Source organism: Inquilinus limosus (assembly GCF_051487185.1).
In the GTDB taxonomy this organism is placed as follows: domain Bacteria; phylum Pseudomonadota; class Alphaproteobacteria; order DSM-16000; family Inquilinaceae; genus Inquilinus; species Inquilinus limosus_F.
Genome location: NZ_JAHVDK010000008.1, coordinates 161,330 through 175,298, shown reverse-complemented (window position 1 = coordinate 175,298; position 13,969 = coordinate 161,330). Strand labels below are relative to the sequence as shown.

General features: G+C 71.5%; 17 protein-coding genes. 4 read left to right on the top strand and 13 right to left on the bottom strand.

The genetic code is table 11. The annotated features are described in order from the left end of the window. Positions 1-65 precede the first annotated feature (65 nt). Positions 66-644, top strand: a complete 579-nt coding sequence (locus tag KXR53_RS11595; protein ID WP_437375295.1) for a cytochrome b — start codon at positions 66-68, stop codon at positions 642-644. On the opposite strand, the gene KXR53_RS11590 is transcribed toward KXR53_RS11595, so the two are convergent. The 9 genes from KXR53_RS11590 to KXR53_RS11550 form a co-directional block, all read right to left on the bottom strand. Further along, a complete protein-coding gene (locus KXR53_RS11590; RefSeq protein WP_437375294.1) occupies positions 632-1,423 on the bottom strand; it encodes a hypothetical protein in 792 nt (263 codons plus the stop codon). The genes KXR53_RS11595 and KXR53_RS11590 overlap by 13 nt on opposite strands. Positions 1,424-1,432: 9 nt before the next feature. Beyond that, positions 1,433-2,860 carry an NADP-dependent phosphogluconate dehydrogenase gene (gene gndA, locus KXR53_RS11585; protein WP_437375293.1) on the bottom strand — a complete coding sequence of 476 codons (1,428 nt, stop codon included), beginning with the start codon at positions 2,858-2,860 and terminating at the stop codon, positions 1,433-1,435. A gap of 118 nt (positions 2,861-2,978) precedes the next feature. Next, positions 2,979-3,680 carry an SDR family NAD(P)-dependent oxidoreductase gene (locus tag KXR53_RS11580; protein ID WP_437375292.1) on the bottom strand — a complete coding sequence of 234 codons (702 nt, stop codon included), beginning with the start codon at positions 3,678-3,680 and terminating at the stop codon, positions 2,979-2,981. A gap of 79 nt (positions 3,681-3,759) precedes the next feature. Then, a complete protein-coding gene (locus tag KXR53_RS11575; protein ID WP_437375291.1) occupies positions 3,760-3,942 on the bottom strand; it encodes a hypothetical protein in 183 nt (60 codons plus the stop codon). Positions 3,943-4,038: 96 nt separating this feature from the next. After that, on the bottom strand, positions 4,039-5,409 hold the full coding sequence (locus KXR53_RS11570; RefSeq protein ID WP_437375290.1) for an amidase: 1,371 nt from the start codon (positions 5,407-5,409) through the stop codon (positions 4,039-4,041). 114 nt (positions 5,410-5,523) lie between these two features. Beyond that, complete coding sequence (locus KXR53_RS11565) at positions 5,524-5,892, bottom strand: VOC family protein (protein WP_437375289.1); 369 nt, start codon at positions 5,890-5,892, stop codon at positions 5,524-5,526. A 212-nt stretch (positions 5,893-6,104) separates the two neighbouring features. After that, positions 6,105-6,797, bottom strand: coding sequence for a helix-turn-helix transcriptional regulator (locus KXR53_RS11560; protein WP_437375288.1), 693 nt, complete (start codon positions 6,795-6,797; stop codon positions 6,105-6,107). 48 nt (positions 6,798-6,845) lie between these two features. Then, positions 6,846-7,427: a short chain dehydrogenase gene (locus tag KXR53_RS11555; protein WP_437375287.1), complete on the bottom strand. Its 582-nt coding sequence runs from the start codon at positions 7,425-7,427 to the stop codon at positions 6,846-6,848. After that, on the bottom strand, positions 7,424-8,140 hold the full coding sequence (locus KXR53_RS11550) for an NAD(P)H-dependent oxidoreductase (protein WP_437375286.1): 717 nt from the start codon (positions 8,138-8,140) through the stop codon (positions 7,424-7,426). Before KXR53_RS11550 ends, KXR53_RS11555 begins: the two co-directional genes overlap by 4 nt. 97 nt (positions 8,141-8,237) lie before the next feature. Between KXR53_RS11550 and KXR53_RS11545 the strand changes: the two genes are divergently transcribed. Beyond that, complete coding sequence (locus KXR53_RS11545; protein ID WP_437375285.1) at positions 8,238-9,131, top strand: LysR family transcriptional regulator; 894 nt, start codon at positions 8,238-8,240, stop codon at positions 9,129-9,131. A 53-nt stretch (positions 9,132-9,184) separates the two neighbouring features. On the opposite strand, the gene KXR53_RS11540 is transcribed toward KXR53_RS11545, so the two are convergent. From KXR53_RS11540 to KXR53_RS11530, 3 genes are all read right to left on the bottom strand, one after another. Then, complete coding sequence (locus KXR53_RS11540) at positions 9,185-9,646, bottom strand: cupin domain-containing protein (protein ID WP_437375284.1); 462 nt, start codon at positions 9,644-9,646, stop codon at positions 9,185-9,187. Between the two features lie 58 nt (positions 9,647-9,704). Next, the gene (locus KXR53_RS11535; protein WP_437375283.1) at positions 9,705-10,625 is read right to left on the bottom strand and encodes a DMT family transporter; all 921 of its coding nucleotides are present in this window, start codon (positions 10,623-10,625) and stop codon (positions 9,705-9,707) included. Between the two features lie 140 nt (positions 10,626-10,765). Next, the gene (locus KXR53_RS11530; RefSeq protein WP_437375282.1) at positions 10,766-11,107 is read right to left on the bottom strand and encodes a winged helix-turn-helix transcriptional regulator; all 342 of its coding nucleotides are present in this window, start codon (positions 11,105-11,107) and stop codon (positions 10,766-10,768) included. 106 nt (positions 11,108-11,213) lie between these two features. Here KXR53_RS11530 and KXR53_RS11525 point away from each other — a divergent pair, with 106 nt between their 5' ends. Both KXR53_RS11525 and KXR53_RS11520 read left to right on the top strand, forming a co-directional pair. Then, positions 11,214-12,089 (top strand): NAD(P)-dependent oxidoreductase, encoded by an 876-nt coding sequence (locus tag KXR53_RS11525; protein WP_437375281.1) that lies wholly within the window; start codon positions 11,214-11,216, stop codon positions 12,087-12,089. 19 nt (positions 12,090-12,108) lie between these two features. Continuing rightward, on the top strand, positions 12,109-12,525 hold the full coding sequence (locus tag KXR53_RS11520) for a GFA family protein (protein ID WP_437375280.1): 417 nt from the start codon (positions 12,109-12,111) through the stop codon (positions 12,523-12,525). A gap of 208 nt (positions 12,526-12,733) precedes the next feature. Here the strand turns inward: KXR53_RS11520 and KXR53_RS11515 are convergent, their stop codons facing one another. Next, the gene (locus KXR53_RS11515) at positions 12,734-13,963 is read right to left on the bottom strand and encodes a Gfo/Idh/MocA family protein (protein ID WP_437375279.1); all 1,230 of its coding nucleotides are present in this window, start codon (positions 13,961-13,963) and stop codon (positions 12,734-12,736) included. Positions 13,964-13,969 lie beyond the last annotated feature (6 nt).

Below are 13,969 nucleotides of genomic sequence, written 5' to 3'. Positions count from 1 at the left end.
TGCCGATTGAACGCGGCCCGTGCCGTACTAGATTCGCCAAAGCGAGGCGGCGAAGGGGCGGGGCCATGAACCGCAACACGGCGGAGCGCTGGGGGCGGATCAGCATTGCCCTACACTGGACAATCGCGGTCCTGATCCTCCTGGTCCAGATCCCGGCCGGCCTGACGATGACCCGGGTCGAGCCGGGCCCGGTGCAGAACTTCTTTTACGATGTGCACAAGATGACCGGGCTGACGGTGTTCGCGCTGGCAGTCATCCGGCTGGCCTGGCGCCAGGCCAATCCGGTGCCCGAGCTGCCGGCGGACCTGCCGCGCTGGCAGGCGGTCACGGCGCGCACGACGCACGCGCTTCTTTACCTGCTGATCTTCGCCATGCCGATCAGCGGCTTCCTCTATACGGCCATGGGCGGCTTCCCGGTGCCGCTGTTCTATCTGGTCGACCTCGCGGACTTCGTGCCGGAGAACAAGCCGGTCGCCGAGGTCTTCAAGTCCGTGCACCTGACCCTCAAATGGGTCCTGCTCGCGGTCGTCGTGCTGCATGTCGCGGGCGCGTTGCAGCATCACCTAGTGCGCCGCGACGGCATACTGCGGCGCATGCTGTCGTCGAAGGCACGCCTGCCCGATGCCGGGCGTCAGGCGGGGTGACGGAACCGGCCCGGGATTGCCAGCAGATCCACATGCCCGACGAGGCATCGCCCATCCGCCGCCCGGGCCTGCCGGAACGCCAGCCAGTCCTCGATCTCGGCCGCCGCGATGCCGCCCGTCTCGGCCGCCGCCTGGGCGATGCCGGAGAGCAGGGGGCCGACGAGCTGCGCGTCGCCCGGGCCGAGGCGCCATGGGCTCGGCGCTACGCGGACCGTGAACCCCCGGGACGGCAAGGCGGCGGCCAGAGCCTTCGCTCCCTCCGGCCCGAGCGCCGGGCCGAACCCCTTGTCGGTCCGCTGATGCGCGTTGAAGGCGGCGGTCACCACTCGGTCGCCTGGATGCGCCGGATCGAACGACACGCGCCCGTCATAGGAGAGCCCGGCATAGAGCGGGCATCGGCGGGCCTTCAGGGCATCGGCGAAGCCCTCGATCCAGGCCGCCGACACCAGGTCCAGCAGGGCCGACGCCGTGACCAGCGAAGCGCCCTCGATCGGGGGATCCTCGCGGGCCAGGTCGCAGAGGACCGTCTCGGCGGCAGCGCCGGTTCTCCGCCCGGCCTCGCGCAGCAGCGCCGCATCCTGGTCGACCAGCCGCCACCGGATGGCGGGGGCCAAGCGGGGCTGCAGCGCCCGGGCGGTCGACCCGGTGCCGCAGGCGAGGTCCACGATCAGCCCCCCGGCCTCGACCAGAGACGCGGCGGCGTCTCGCAGCGCGGAATCCCGCGCCGCGTGGTCCGCGGGTTCCCGCAGGTCGAGCCAGGCGGTTGAGAAGGATCCCAATGTGCGGCGTCAGCCCCCGCTCTGGCTCCACGGGCCGTGGTGCTGGCCCTCGGCGTCGATGCGGCCGAAGCCATGGGCGCCGAAGAAGTCGCGCTGGCCCTGGATCAGGTCGGCGGTCGAGCGCGGCTGGCGCAGCGCCAGCCAGCGCGAGGTCGCGGCCGACAGGGCCGGCACCGCGTGGCCGTGGCCGATGGCCTCGGCCACCACCTCCGGCAGCGCCCCGGCGGCGCCCTCGAACAGCGGCGTCAGGCCCGGGGCCAGCACCAGCGTCTCGATGTCCGGCGTCTGGTCATAGGCCGAGGCGATGCGGTCCAAGAGGGTCGAGCGGATGATGCAGCCGGCGCGCCAGATCCGGGCCACCTCGGCCAGCGGCAGGTTCCAGCTGTGCTCGCGCGAGGCCGCGGCCATGATGGCGAAGCCCTCGGTGTAGGCCAGGATCTTGCCGGCCAGCAGGGCCTTCTCCAGCAGGTCGATCGCGGCCTCGCGGCTGCCGCCCAGCTGCAGCGGCTGCGCCGCGCCCGGGAAGCGCTGCGACAGCGTCTGGCGCAGCGCGCGCTCGGCCGAGACGCTGCGCGCCTCCACCGCCGCGGTGATCGAGGAGGCGGGGGCGCCCAGCGTCAGCGCCTCGACCGCCGACCAGCGGCCGGTGCCCTTCTGCCCGGCGCTGTCGACGATGACGTCGACCAGCGGCTTGCCGGTCTTCGGGTCGGCCGTCCGCAGCACGGTGGCGGTGATGTCGACGAGGTAGGAGGACAGCGGCCCCTTGGACCAGCGCTCGAATACGTCGCCGATCGCCGCCGGCTCCAGCCCCAGGCCGCGGCGCAGCAGGCCGTAGACCTCGGCGATCATCTGCATGTCGGCATATTCGATGCCGTTGTGGATGGTCTTGACGAAATGCCCGGCGCCATCGGTGCCGAGGAAGGCGCAGCACGGCTCGCCCTGGAACTTGGCGGCGATCGCCTCGAAGATCGGCTGGACGCGGCCATAGACCTCGGGCTTGCCGCCGACCATGATCGACGGGCCGTGGCGGGCCCCCTCCTCGCCGCCCGAGACGCCGACGCCGAGATAGGCCAGGCCGGCGCCGTCCAGCGCGCCCTCGCGCCGCACCGTGTCGTGGAAATTGGCGTTGCCGGCGTCGATCAGCGTGTCGCCCTTGTCCAACAGCGGCTGCAGCCGGGCGATCGTCTCGTCGACGGCGGGGCCGGCCTGCACCATCAGCAGGATGGCCCGCGGCTTGTGCACCGCCGCCACCAGCTCCTCCGGCGTGCGGCAGGGCACGAGCCGGTCGGCCAGCGGCCCGGCCAGCGCCATCGCCTCGTCGGTCCGCTCGGCGCTGCGGTTGTAGAGCGCGACCTTGAACCCCTTCTCCGCCATGTTGAAGGCGAGGTTCCGGCCCATGACGGCCAAGCCGACGACTGCGATATCCGCGTCGCTCATCTGATGCCTCTCGTCTGTCCGCTGACGGCCAGGCGGCCGACCGACTATCGAGGCTATCGATAGTAGACCGACGGCGTGCTTGTCCATGCCGGCGGGCGGGCCGGCCGTTGCCCGCCGGTCAGAAGTTCTCTACCCAGGGCCGCAGCTCGATCTCCCAGGTCCAGGCGCTGCGCGGCTGGCGCAGCAGGTCGAGATAGCTCTGGGCGATCGCGTCGGGGTCGAGCGTGCTGTCCGGCCGGCCGGGCGGGTCCTCGCGCCCGGCCTCGCGGATCTGGCCGTCGATCACGACATGGGCGACATGGATGCCCTGCGGCGCCAGCTCGCGCGCCATGCTCTGGGCCAGGCCGCGCAGCGCGAACTTGCCCATGGCGAAGGGGGCGGAGCGGGCATAGCCTTTGACGCTGGCCGAGGCGCCGGTGAACAGGATCGCGCCGCGGCCCTTCGGCAGCATCCGCCGCGCCGCCTGCTGCCCGACCAGGAAGCCGCCATAGGCCGTCACGGCCAGCCCCCGCTGGACCTCGGCCGGCTTCAGGTCGACCAGGGGACCGCGCACCCGGCCGCTGGCGTTGTAGACCACCACGTCCGGATCGCCGAAGCGCTGCTGCACCGCGTCGAACAGCCCGGCCACCGCCTGAGCGTCCGCGGCGTCGGCGGCGAAGGCGGCGGCGCCGGTCTCCTCGACCAGCGGCCTCAGCTTGTCGGTGTCGCGCGCCGCCAGGGCGACGCGCAGCCCCTGCCGGGCCAGGAGCCGGGCCAGCGAGGCGCTGAGCCCGCTGCCGGCGCCGACGATCAGGGCAGTCTTGTAGATCTCGCGGCTCATGGCGTCCTCGGAACCGGGCGCCGCCGATGCGGCCCCCACGCCGTATCATGTCGTCGGCGTCCCCCTCGGCCGCAAGCGGTTAGTGGTGAGGGCGGCGGGTCGGGGCGACCGTGCGGATCTTGCTGTCCTGTGCCTTCCGGTCATTCCGTTCGGCCTCGATCTCGCTGCGCCGCTGCTCCTCGGAGTCCTGATCCTCCTGCCGCATGGCGTATTGGCGGGGGCCACCTCGATCCGCCTCCGGACCCGGTTTCCGGTTGGTCATCGCACTCTCCATTGTCCGCTGTCACAGGGGCAATGCCGGCATTGCGCCGGCCGTTCCCGCGGTGGAGCAGGGGAGAGCGCCCGGTCGGACCTTCCGTCAGCTGCGCTGGTCGATGCCGGCGGCCTCGGCGGCCAGGCCGAAGCCAAGCAGCCGGGCCTCGTCGCCGGCACGGGCGGAGAGCAGCAGGCTGGTCGGCAGGCCGCGCCGGTCCAGCCCGGTCGGCAGCGCCAGGCCGCAGGTGGTCAGGATGTTGCCGATCATGGTGTTGCGCAGGGTGCGCAGGTTGATCTGGTGGTAGAGGTCGACATCGGCCTCCAAGGGCGCGATCTCCGGTGCCGCATGCGGCACGGTGGGGAAGGCCAGCAGCGCGCCGTCCAGCTCCGCCGCCAGCGCCGGCGTCAGCCGGGCGCGCATCGCCTGGATTGCCAGCAGATCGACCGCCGACATCTTCTTGCCGTTGATGATGCGGGAGGTGATGCGGGGGTCGACCCGGCCGGCATCCGGCCCTTCCATCAGCTCGCGGTGGAACAGATAGGCCTCGGCCGCCGTCAGCGAGCCATGGGCCGCGCCGGTCGCGGCCATCTCGTCCAGGATGGCGATCCGCCGCCGTTCGACCCGCGCGCCGCCGGCCGAGAGGATGGACAGCGCCCGCTCGAAATTGGCGACGACGCCGTTCTCGGCCTGGTCGAAGACGATGTTCTCCGGCACCACCAGGCGCAGACCGGACAGATCGGCGCGGCGGATATCGGTGGCGACGGCGCCACGCAGCGCGGCGTCCAGGAAAAGACAGTCCTCCACCGTCCGGGCCAGCGGGCCGATCGTGTCGAGGGTCTGCGACAGCGGGAACACGCCGCTCTTGTCGATCCGGCCCTCGGAGGTCTTGAGCCCGACCAGCCCGTTGAAGGCGGCCGGGATGCGCACCGACCCGCCGGTGTCGGTGCCGATGGCGCAGGGGGCCAGGCCGCGCGCGACGGCGACGGCGGAGCCGGAGGAGGATCCGCCCGGCGCCCGCGGCGTCTCCGCGTCGAAGGGGTTCAGCGGTGTGCCGTAATGCGGGTTCAGCCCCAGCCCGGAATAGGCGAATTCGCTGAGATTGACCTTGCCCAGGCTGACCATGCCGGCGGCGGCCAGGTGGCGCGCGATCGGCGCATCCGCTGCGGCCAGCGGGGCGTGGCGCCGCACCTCGGCCCCGGCGGTGGTGACGGTGCCTTCCAAGTCGACCAGATCCTTCCAGGCGATCGGCACGCCGTCGAGCGGCCCCAGCGGCCGGCCGGCGCGGTAGCGCTTCAGGCTGGCCTCCGCCTCGCGCCGTGCCCGCTCCTCGGTCAGGGCCAGGAAGATCGTCCGGTCGGGACAGGCGCGGATGCGGTCGAGGAAGAATTCGGTCGCGGCCACCGGGTCGGTCGTCCCGGCGAGGTAGAGCCGGCCGAGGGCGGCGGCGGAGATCTGCGACAGATCGACGGTCACGGCGGCGCTGGTCCTGCGGCCCCGGATCCCCATCGCCCCGGCGGGCCGCCGGCCGAGAGCGATCCGCCTACTCGACCAGCCGGAGCGGCGTTTGTCGAGTGCGGTGTTCCGCACCTAAACGGTCAGCGCGAACACGCGCAGCCGGTGGCCATCGGGGTCGAGGGCGACGAAGCTGTGGCCGAAATCCATCGCGGTCGGCGGCTGCAGGATCGGCAGGCCGCGGCCCCGCCAGTCGTCATGGATGGTCTCGACCGCGGCGGCGTCGGCGACGCTGAAGCCGATCTCGGCGCCCCCGCCGGCCGCCGTCGCCGCCGGTTCGACCGTGTGCCGCGACCACAATCCCAGCTTCGCCCCGCCGTCGAGCACGAAGAGGGCGAAGGTGGGCGAGGATTCGACCGGCTCACGGCCCAGCAGCCCGGCATAGAAGGCGGCGCTGGCCGGCGGGTTGTCGACATAGAGGATGGTGTAGCTCGGGATCGGCATCGGGGCTCTCCTGTGGTGTGGAGACTTTCTCGAGGACATTCATCCCTCTTCGTCATTGCGAGGAGGCGAAGCCGACGAAGCAATCCAGGGGCCAGTGCGAGTGGCCCTGGATTGCTTCGCTGCGCTCGCAATGACGGTATTGGGAATTGCGAGAAGGTCTTTGTGGCGACGGCCCCAAGATGCGTTCCCATGCTGTCAGTTTCCGGCAGCAGTCATTCCTGCGGCCTGATCCCCTGGCTCTCGCGCCACTCCTTCAGCAGCGCCTGGCGCCGGCGCGGATAGCGCGCCTCCTGCGCCACCAGCTCCAGGATCCGGTCGGTGCGGAAGTGCCGGAAGCCCTGGCGCAGCTCGCACCACGCCACCACCATGCGGACCTGGTCGAAGAAGCCGAGGGCGAAGGGCCAGATCACGCGCCGCGTCTCCGCCCCGTCCGGGCCGCGATAGGCGATGGCCAGCTTGCGCTCGGCCCGGATCGCCCGGCGGACGTCCGCGAGATCGATGCTGCCGCCGGCGATCGCCTGGCCGGGCCCGACCAGGAGCGCGGTGGCGTCGAGGCCCTGGCGCAAATCGTCCGGCAGCACCGCCGCGATCTTGGCCAGGGCGTTGCGGGCGGCATCGCCCAGCCGGTCGTCGGCGCGCTGGGCGACCCAGCGCGAGCCCAGCACCAGCGCCTCGATCTCGTCCTCCGAGAACATCAGCGGCGGCAGCATGAAGCCGGGCCGCAGCACATAGCCCAGCCCCGGCTCGCCCTCGATGTCGGCGCCCTGGGCCTGCAGCGTGGCGATGTCGCGGTAGAGGGTGCGCAGGCTGATCCCGGTCTCGGCCGCCAGCACGCGCCCGCTGACCGGACGGCGGTGGCGGCGCAGCACCTGGATCAGCGTCAGCAGGCGTTCGGATCGCGACACGGCCTCTCCTGGTCGAAGAGGCGATACTGCCAGATGATGGCAGCAGCGTCAGGGCCTGATCACTTGGCCCTGCGCCGTTCCTTCCACCGCCGCGACATAGGCGCGGGCGACGTCGGCCGCGGGCGTCCCAGCGGCGCCGTCCCGGCCCATCGCCAGCAGCGTCTCGCGCACCCAGCCGGGGCTGACGGCGTTGACCCTGAGGCCGCGCGGCAGCTCCAGCGCCGCGGCGCGGACAAAGGCCTCGAGCCCGGCATTGACCAGCGCGCCGAAGGCGGCTCCGGCCATCGGCGGGTCGAAGGTCCCGGCGGTGAGGGTGACGGAGCCGCCGTCGCGCAAATGGGGCAGGGCCCGGCGCAGCAGCTTCACCTGGCCCAGCAGCTTGCCCTGCAGTCCCTGGAAGAAATCCGCATCCGGCGCGTCGAGCGGCGCCATCCGGGCGCTGGCGGCGCAGCAGACCACTGCATCGACCGGCCCGGCCGCCGCCAGCAGCGCCGCGATCGAATCCGGGTCCTCCATGTCGACCGCAGGCGAGCCGGTCCGCGACGCCCGCACCACCTCGTGTCGGGCCTCCAGCGCCGCGGCGACTGCCGCGCCGATCGTGCCGGTGGCGCCGATGACGATGATCTTCATGCCGCCACTCCGGTCTTCAGCGCGTAGGTCTCGGGGTCGTACTCGTCGAGCGACGGGAAGCGCAGCGGCTCGGTTGCCGCCAGCGTCAGCAGCCGCTGCCGGTACTGCTCCAGATAGGCCCGTCGGCCCTCCTCGCCGATCCGTGCCGGCTGCCAGGCGATGAAGGGCGGCAGCACGTCGAAGCCGGTGAAGCGCAGCATGCCGTGCTGGATCGGGTACAGCAGCTGATGGATGTCGCCGTTCAGCCCGTCCGGCCCGTACATGCTGGCGGGGCCGCCGAGGGTCAGCGACAGCATCGCCCGGCGCCCGGCGAAGCGGCCGCGGTCGTACCACACCCCGCCGCCATAGACGGCGCCCATCGCGAAGACCCGGTCGACCCAGCCCTTCAGCATCGCCGGCAGCGAGAACCACCATAGCGGGAACTGGAACACCAGCGCGTCGCACCAGAACAGCTTGTCCAGCTCCGCCCGCACATCCGGGGCGAAGCCGCCGGTCTCGCTGGCGTGCGCCTCCTCCTGCTGCTGCTTGAAATAGTCCGGGTCCAGCGCGCCGGTGAAGTTGGCGCGGTCGGAACGCGGATTCCAGCCCATGGCGTAGAGGTCGGAGACCAGCAGCTCGTGTCCGGCCTCGGTCAGGCAGCGCCGGGCGACATCGGTCAGCGCGCCGTTGAAGCTGCGCGGCTCGGGATGGGCATGGACGATCAGGATCTTCATGGCGGCCCCCTCGGTGTCCTGGGCAACAGGATGCGGCCTCGCTTCCTTGAAGAGAATGGCGTATAATCTTCAATGGCTTTGAAGGAAGCGATACAGAATGCGCGGCAGCGATTTCGCCGAGCTGAAGGCCTTCGCCGCGGTGGCGGAGGCGGCCAGCTTCTCCCGCGCCGCCCGGCATCTCGGCGTCTCGCCCTCGGCCCTCAGCCAGACTTTGCGCGGGCTGGAGGAACGGTTGGGCGTCCGCCTCCTGAACCGCACCACCCGCAGCGTCGGCCCGACCGAGGCGGGCGAGCGCCTGTTGGACCGGCTGCGGCCGCTCTTCGCCGAGTTCGATCAGGCGGTGCAGGAGGTGAACCGCTTCCGCGACACGCCGGCCGGGCGGCTGCGGATCAACGTGCCACGCCTCGCCGCCAGCCATTTCGTTGGGCCGATGCTGGGTCGGTTCCATAAGGAACATCCGGGCGTCGAGCTGGAGGTGGTGGTCGACGACACCATCACCGACATCGTCGCCAGCCGCTTCGACGCCGGCATCCGGCTGGGCGAGACGCTGGAGCGCGACATGGTGGCGGTGCCGCTGACCAGCGAGATGGAGCTGGCGGCGGTGGCGACGCCGGAGTATCTGGCCGCGCACGGCGTGCCGGAGACGCCGGCCGACCTCGGCCGTCACCGCTGCATCCGCTTCCGCTGGCCCGGAGGCGGCGACCTCTACCGCTGGGAGTTCGAGTGCGATGGCCGCGGTTTCGACGTGGCGGTCGAGGGCCCGCTGGTGGTCAACGACACCAGCCTGATGCTGCAGGCGGCGCTGGGCGGCGTCGGCATCGCCTATATGCTCGACTGCCAGGTCCGGCCCGATGTCGAGGCAGGGCGGCTGCAGCGCGTCCTGCAGGACTGGTCGCCGCGCTTCCCGGGCTTCCACCTCTATCACCCCAGCCGCCGGCAGATGCCGCCGGCGCTGCGCGCCTTCATCGAGGCGCTGCGCCGCCCGCAATAGGACGGCCATCCGCACGCCGGGATGGCGGCCCGATCCGGCAAACCCCGGCGACGTCAGCGCTCGGGATAGGGCGTGCCGTCCTTGTGCAGGAACCGGCCGTCGCTGCTGGGGCTCATCATGTCGATATCGGAGCACGTGATCACGTCGGCGGGAGAACGCGAGCCGACCTCGAGGTAGACCGCCGTCGTGCCGGACCGGTTGATCATGTGATGGCCGTTGCCCGAGTTCTTGGCGAAGGCCGCGCAATCGCCGGCCCGCAGCACCGTCTCGCCGTCATCCTCGATCAGCGTCAGCTCGCCTTCGAGCACATAGACGAACTCGTCCTCGGCCGAATGCCAGTGGCGCTGGCTCGACCAGTTGCCCGGCGGCAGGCGCATCAGATTGACCCCGAAATCGGTCAGACCGCCGGCATTGCCCAGCCGCTGCCGCACGCGCTCCGCACAGGGCGCGTCGAAGGGCGGCGGATACCCCGTGCCCTTGTGTTCCGGTACGGCGGCGATGTCGATCTTGGGCATGGCGGTCCCTCCCTACGGGTGCGGACCAGCATAGCCCGCTGCACGGCCGGCGGAACCCTCAGGCGGCCCCGCGGCGGCGGTTGGCCGAGGAGGCGATGGCGATCCCGCCCAGCACCACCAGGCCGCCGAGGATCTCGCGCGGGCCCACCGTCTCGTGCAGCACCAGGACGCCCAGCAGCACGGTCCAGACCGGGGTGAGATAGGCGTTCATCGACCCCAGCGTCGGTCCGGCCAGGCGCAGGATCTGCATGTACAGCGCGATCGGCACGGCGGTGGAGAAGACGCCGAAGGCCGCCAGCTCCAGCCCGTGCGCCGGCACCGCGGCGAAGGCGGAGGGGCCGGTGACGGCCAGCACCGCGGCCATGCTCGGCAGGCCGGAGAAGGCCTGCTGCCCCAGCGCCAGCCGCACCGGCTGCGGGGACGGGATGCTGCGGACATAGAGCACGCCGAAGGCATAGCTGGCGGCCGTCGCCGCCATCGCCAGCGGGCCGAACAGCCCGGCTGGACTGTCGGCGAAGGCCGCGGGGCCGAGCAGGATGGCCATGCCGGCGAATCCGACCAGCACGCCGGCGCCGCGCCGCCCGGTCAGCCTCTGGTCGGGGAAGATCAGATGCGCCAGCACCGCCACCATCAGCGGGCTCGACGCCGCGATCAGCGCCGCCAGCCCGGCCTCGGTGTCGGCCAGGGCGTAGGCGGTCAGCGTGTTCGGGACGATGCCCTGCAGGACGCCCAGCACCATCCAGTCGCGCCATTCCCGGCCGCGCGGCAGGATGCTTTGGCCGCGGGCCAGCAGCCACAGCGCCAGCAGCCCGCCGCCCATCACCCCGCGGATGGCGGCCAGCGGCAGCGGGGCGAAGTCCGTGCCCAGCACCTTCATCAGCAGATAGGCGGTGGCCCAGAGGAAGGAGCACAGCAGCAGCAGGCCCAGCAGCGGGGCGCTGCCGGAGGCCTTGGCGGCGACATCGGCGGACGAGCTCATCCGCGCCCGTCCGGCGTCGGCCTGGTGTCGAGTTCGATCATGCGTCGCTTCCTCCCGCTGGGCCGGCAAGGTGGCGGAAATCCGGTTCCGCGGGAAGAGGCTGGCTTCGTGGTGATCAGGCGGTGCGGCGGCTCAGGCCATCAGGCGGCCGACGGCGTCGCGGTCCTCCGCGCCTCGTAGGCCTTGCCCCAATGCGACATGGCGGTGACGGCGTCGTTCAGGGTCAGGCCGAACTCGGTCACCGAATACTCCACCCGCGGCGGCACCTCGGCGAAGACCTCGCGGCGGATGATGCCGTCGGCCTCCATCTCGCGCAGCTGCAACGTCAGGATCCGCTCGCTGATGCCGGGCAGCAGCCGCCTCAGCTCGCCGAATCGGCGCGGGCCGAGATGCAGCTCCCACAGGATATCGGTCTTCCACTTGCCGCCGATCACCGCCAGGGCGGTGCTCCAGCCGCAGCCGTCGCTTCGATGAGCCTTCATTTCCGTAATACTTACATCGGTGTGCGTGACTGATTTCATTGTAAGTACTTGATGAGGATCAAGTCGAGCGTAGATTTCGGGCCGATCTTTCATCCGGAGATTGCACATGAAGCCTGAGATTTCCGTCATCGGCACGGGGCGGATGGGATCCGCCCTGGTGCGCGTTCTGCTGCAGCAGGGCTATCCGATCCGGGTCTGGAACCGCACGGCGGAACGGGCGGTGCCCCTGCTGGCGCTCGGGGCACAGGCGGCGCAGACGGTGGCGGCCGCGGCGGACGCCGCGCGGATCGTCATCGTCAACGTCTCGGACTATGCCGCTGGCGACCGGCTGCTGCGGACGGCGGAGGTCGAGGCGGCGCTGCGCGGCCGGCTGCTGCTGCAGCTGACCTCCGGCTCGCCGGGCCAGGCGCGGGAGGCGGCTTCCTGGGCCGCGCGGCACGGCATCGACTATCTCGACGGCGCGATCATGGCGACGCCGAACTTCATCGGCGAGCCGGGCGCGACCATCCTCTATTCCGGCCCGGCGGTGCTGTTCGAGCGGCACCGGCCGGTCCTCCAGGCGCTCGGCGGCAACCCGCAGCATGTCGGCGAGGATCCCGGCCATGCCTCGGCGCTCGACGCCGCCCTCCTGGTGCAGATGTGGGGCGCGCTGTTCGGTGCCCTGCAGGGCATCGCGGTGTGCGGGGCGGAGGGGATCCCGCTCGCCGCCTACGAGGCGCAGATGCCGGCGTTCAAGCCGGTGGTCGACCTGGCCGTGGCCGATCTCGTCGGCCGCGTCCGGCGAGGCCGCCTCGCCGGCGACGAGGCGACGCTGGCCTCGGTCGGGGCGCATCACGCCGCCTTCCGGCAGCTGCTCGAGCTGTATCGCGAGCGCGGCCTGGACCGCACCGTGCCGGACGCCTTCGACCGGGTGTTCCGGGCGGCGATCGCGGCCGGCCATGCGGAGGACGATTTCGCCGTGCTCAGCCGGTATGTAGGCTAGGGCCAGGGAGGCCGAGGCCATGGACGATCGAGAGGAACGGACACGGGTCGCGTCCTGCGCGTGCGGCGGCCTGCGGGTGACGCTCGCGGGCCGGCCGCTGGGCGTCTATGCCTGCTGCTGTCTGGAATGCCAGCGGGCCACGGGCAGCGCCTTCGCGGTCCGGGCCCGGTTCGCGGAGGCCGCGATCGTGTCGGTCGAGGGGGAGCAACGGCAGTGGCGCCGCGGCAGCGAGGCCGGCCGCTGGCTCGAGCATGTCTTCTGCCCGACCTGCGGCGGCCTGGTGTTCATGCGCGCCGAAGGCCTGCCCGGCGCGATCTCGGTGTCGGTCGGCTGCCTCGCCGATCCGGGCTTCGAGCCGCCCGCACGGGCCTATTGGACGTCCCGGAAGCCGGGGTGGTGCACGCTGTCCGGGGTCAGCGAGATCGCCCGGCAATAGGCGGGGTCACTGGCCGGGGCAATCGGGTGAACGAATAATACCAGCGGCTCGAAACATTGACCCGTCATGGCGAGCCCCGAAGGGGCGTGGCCATCCAGTGGCACTGGCCCCCTGGATGGCCACGGCGCTGCGCGCCTCGCCATGACGGGGGAAGTAGCCAGCCAAGATGGTTCTGTCTCTTCGCCGGATCGCCCTAGCCGCCCGCCGCTCAGCCCTCCAGCAGCGGTGCCACGGCGACGCTGCGGCCGCTGTCTATGCTGTCCAGCGCCGCCACGCCGCACAGCACCGCCAGCGCCCCGGCGCGGGCGTCGGCGCGCAGGCCCAGCGGGTCCGGCAGCCCGGGTCGGAACAGCATCGCCTGCATCTTCGGGTCGCCACCCCAGTGGCCGCCATGCTCCTGCGGCACCCAGATGTGCTCGACCGCCCCGAAGTTGCGCATCAGCAGGATCTCGTCGGCCGGCGGCACGGTCCAGGCCTGGCGCTCGTACTGCCGCACCTCGATCCGGCCCCTGGTGCCGTTGAAGGCCAGGTGATGGCCCTCGATCGGCATGAAGGTGTTGAGCGAGTAGGAGACCTGGACGCCGTTGCGGTAGCGCAGCGCCGCGCTCATCGTGTCCGGGATGTCGATGTCCTCGCGGAACACGCAGGCGTCGCGGACATAGCCGTCCTCGCGCGACGGGTCCTCGTACAGCATGGTCAGCCAGGCATCGGCCGAGACGTCGAAATGGAAATCGCACTCATCGGCATGCGGGCAGGTCTTACAGCGCGGCCCGCGGAACGGGCCCTTGCGCCCGTAATGGCGCAGCTCGCCGCGGGCGAACACCTCCTCGGGCTCCGAGGCGAGATACCAGTTCAGCAGGTCGAAATGGTGCGTCGCCTTGTGCACGAACAGGCTACCGGAGTTGCGGCGATAGGCGTGCCAGCGGCGGAAATAGTCGGCGCCATGCTGGACGTCGAGATACCAGTGGAAGTCGACCGAGACGACGTCGCCGATGGCGCCGTCCAGCAGCAGCTGCTTGATCCGCTGCGAGGTCGGCGCGTAGCGGTAGTTGAAGGTGACGTCAACCCGGCGGCCGGTCCGTGCCTCGGCGGCCAGGATGCGGCGGCACTTCTCCGCCGTGGTCGTCATCGGCTTCTCGGTGATGGCATCGACCCCGGCCTCCAGCGCCGTGACGATGTGCTCGTCATGCGCGCTGTCGCGGCTGCACACGATCAGCCGGTCCGGCCGGGTCTCGCGCAGCATGGCGCCGAGATCGGTGAAGACCGGCGCCTCGACGCCGATCGCCGCCCGCGCCCGCTCCAGCCGCAGCGGGTTCTGGTCGCACAGCCCCACCATCTCGACCACGTCGCCGACCTGGGCCAGCAGCTCCCGCCCCCAGGTCCCGGCGCCGCGATGGCCGGTTCCGACCAGCGCGACCCTCGTCTTGCCTTCGCCCATCTCCGC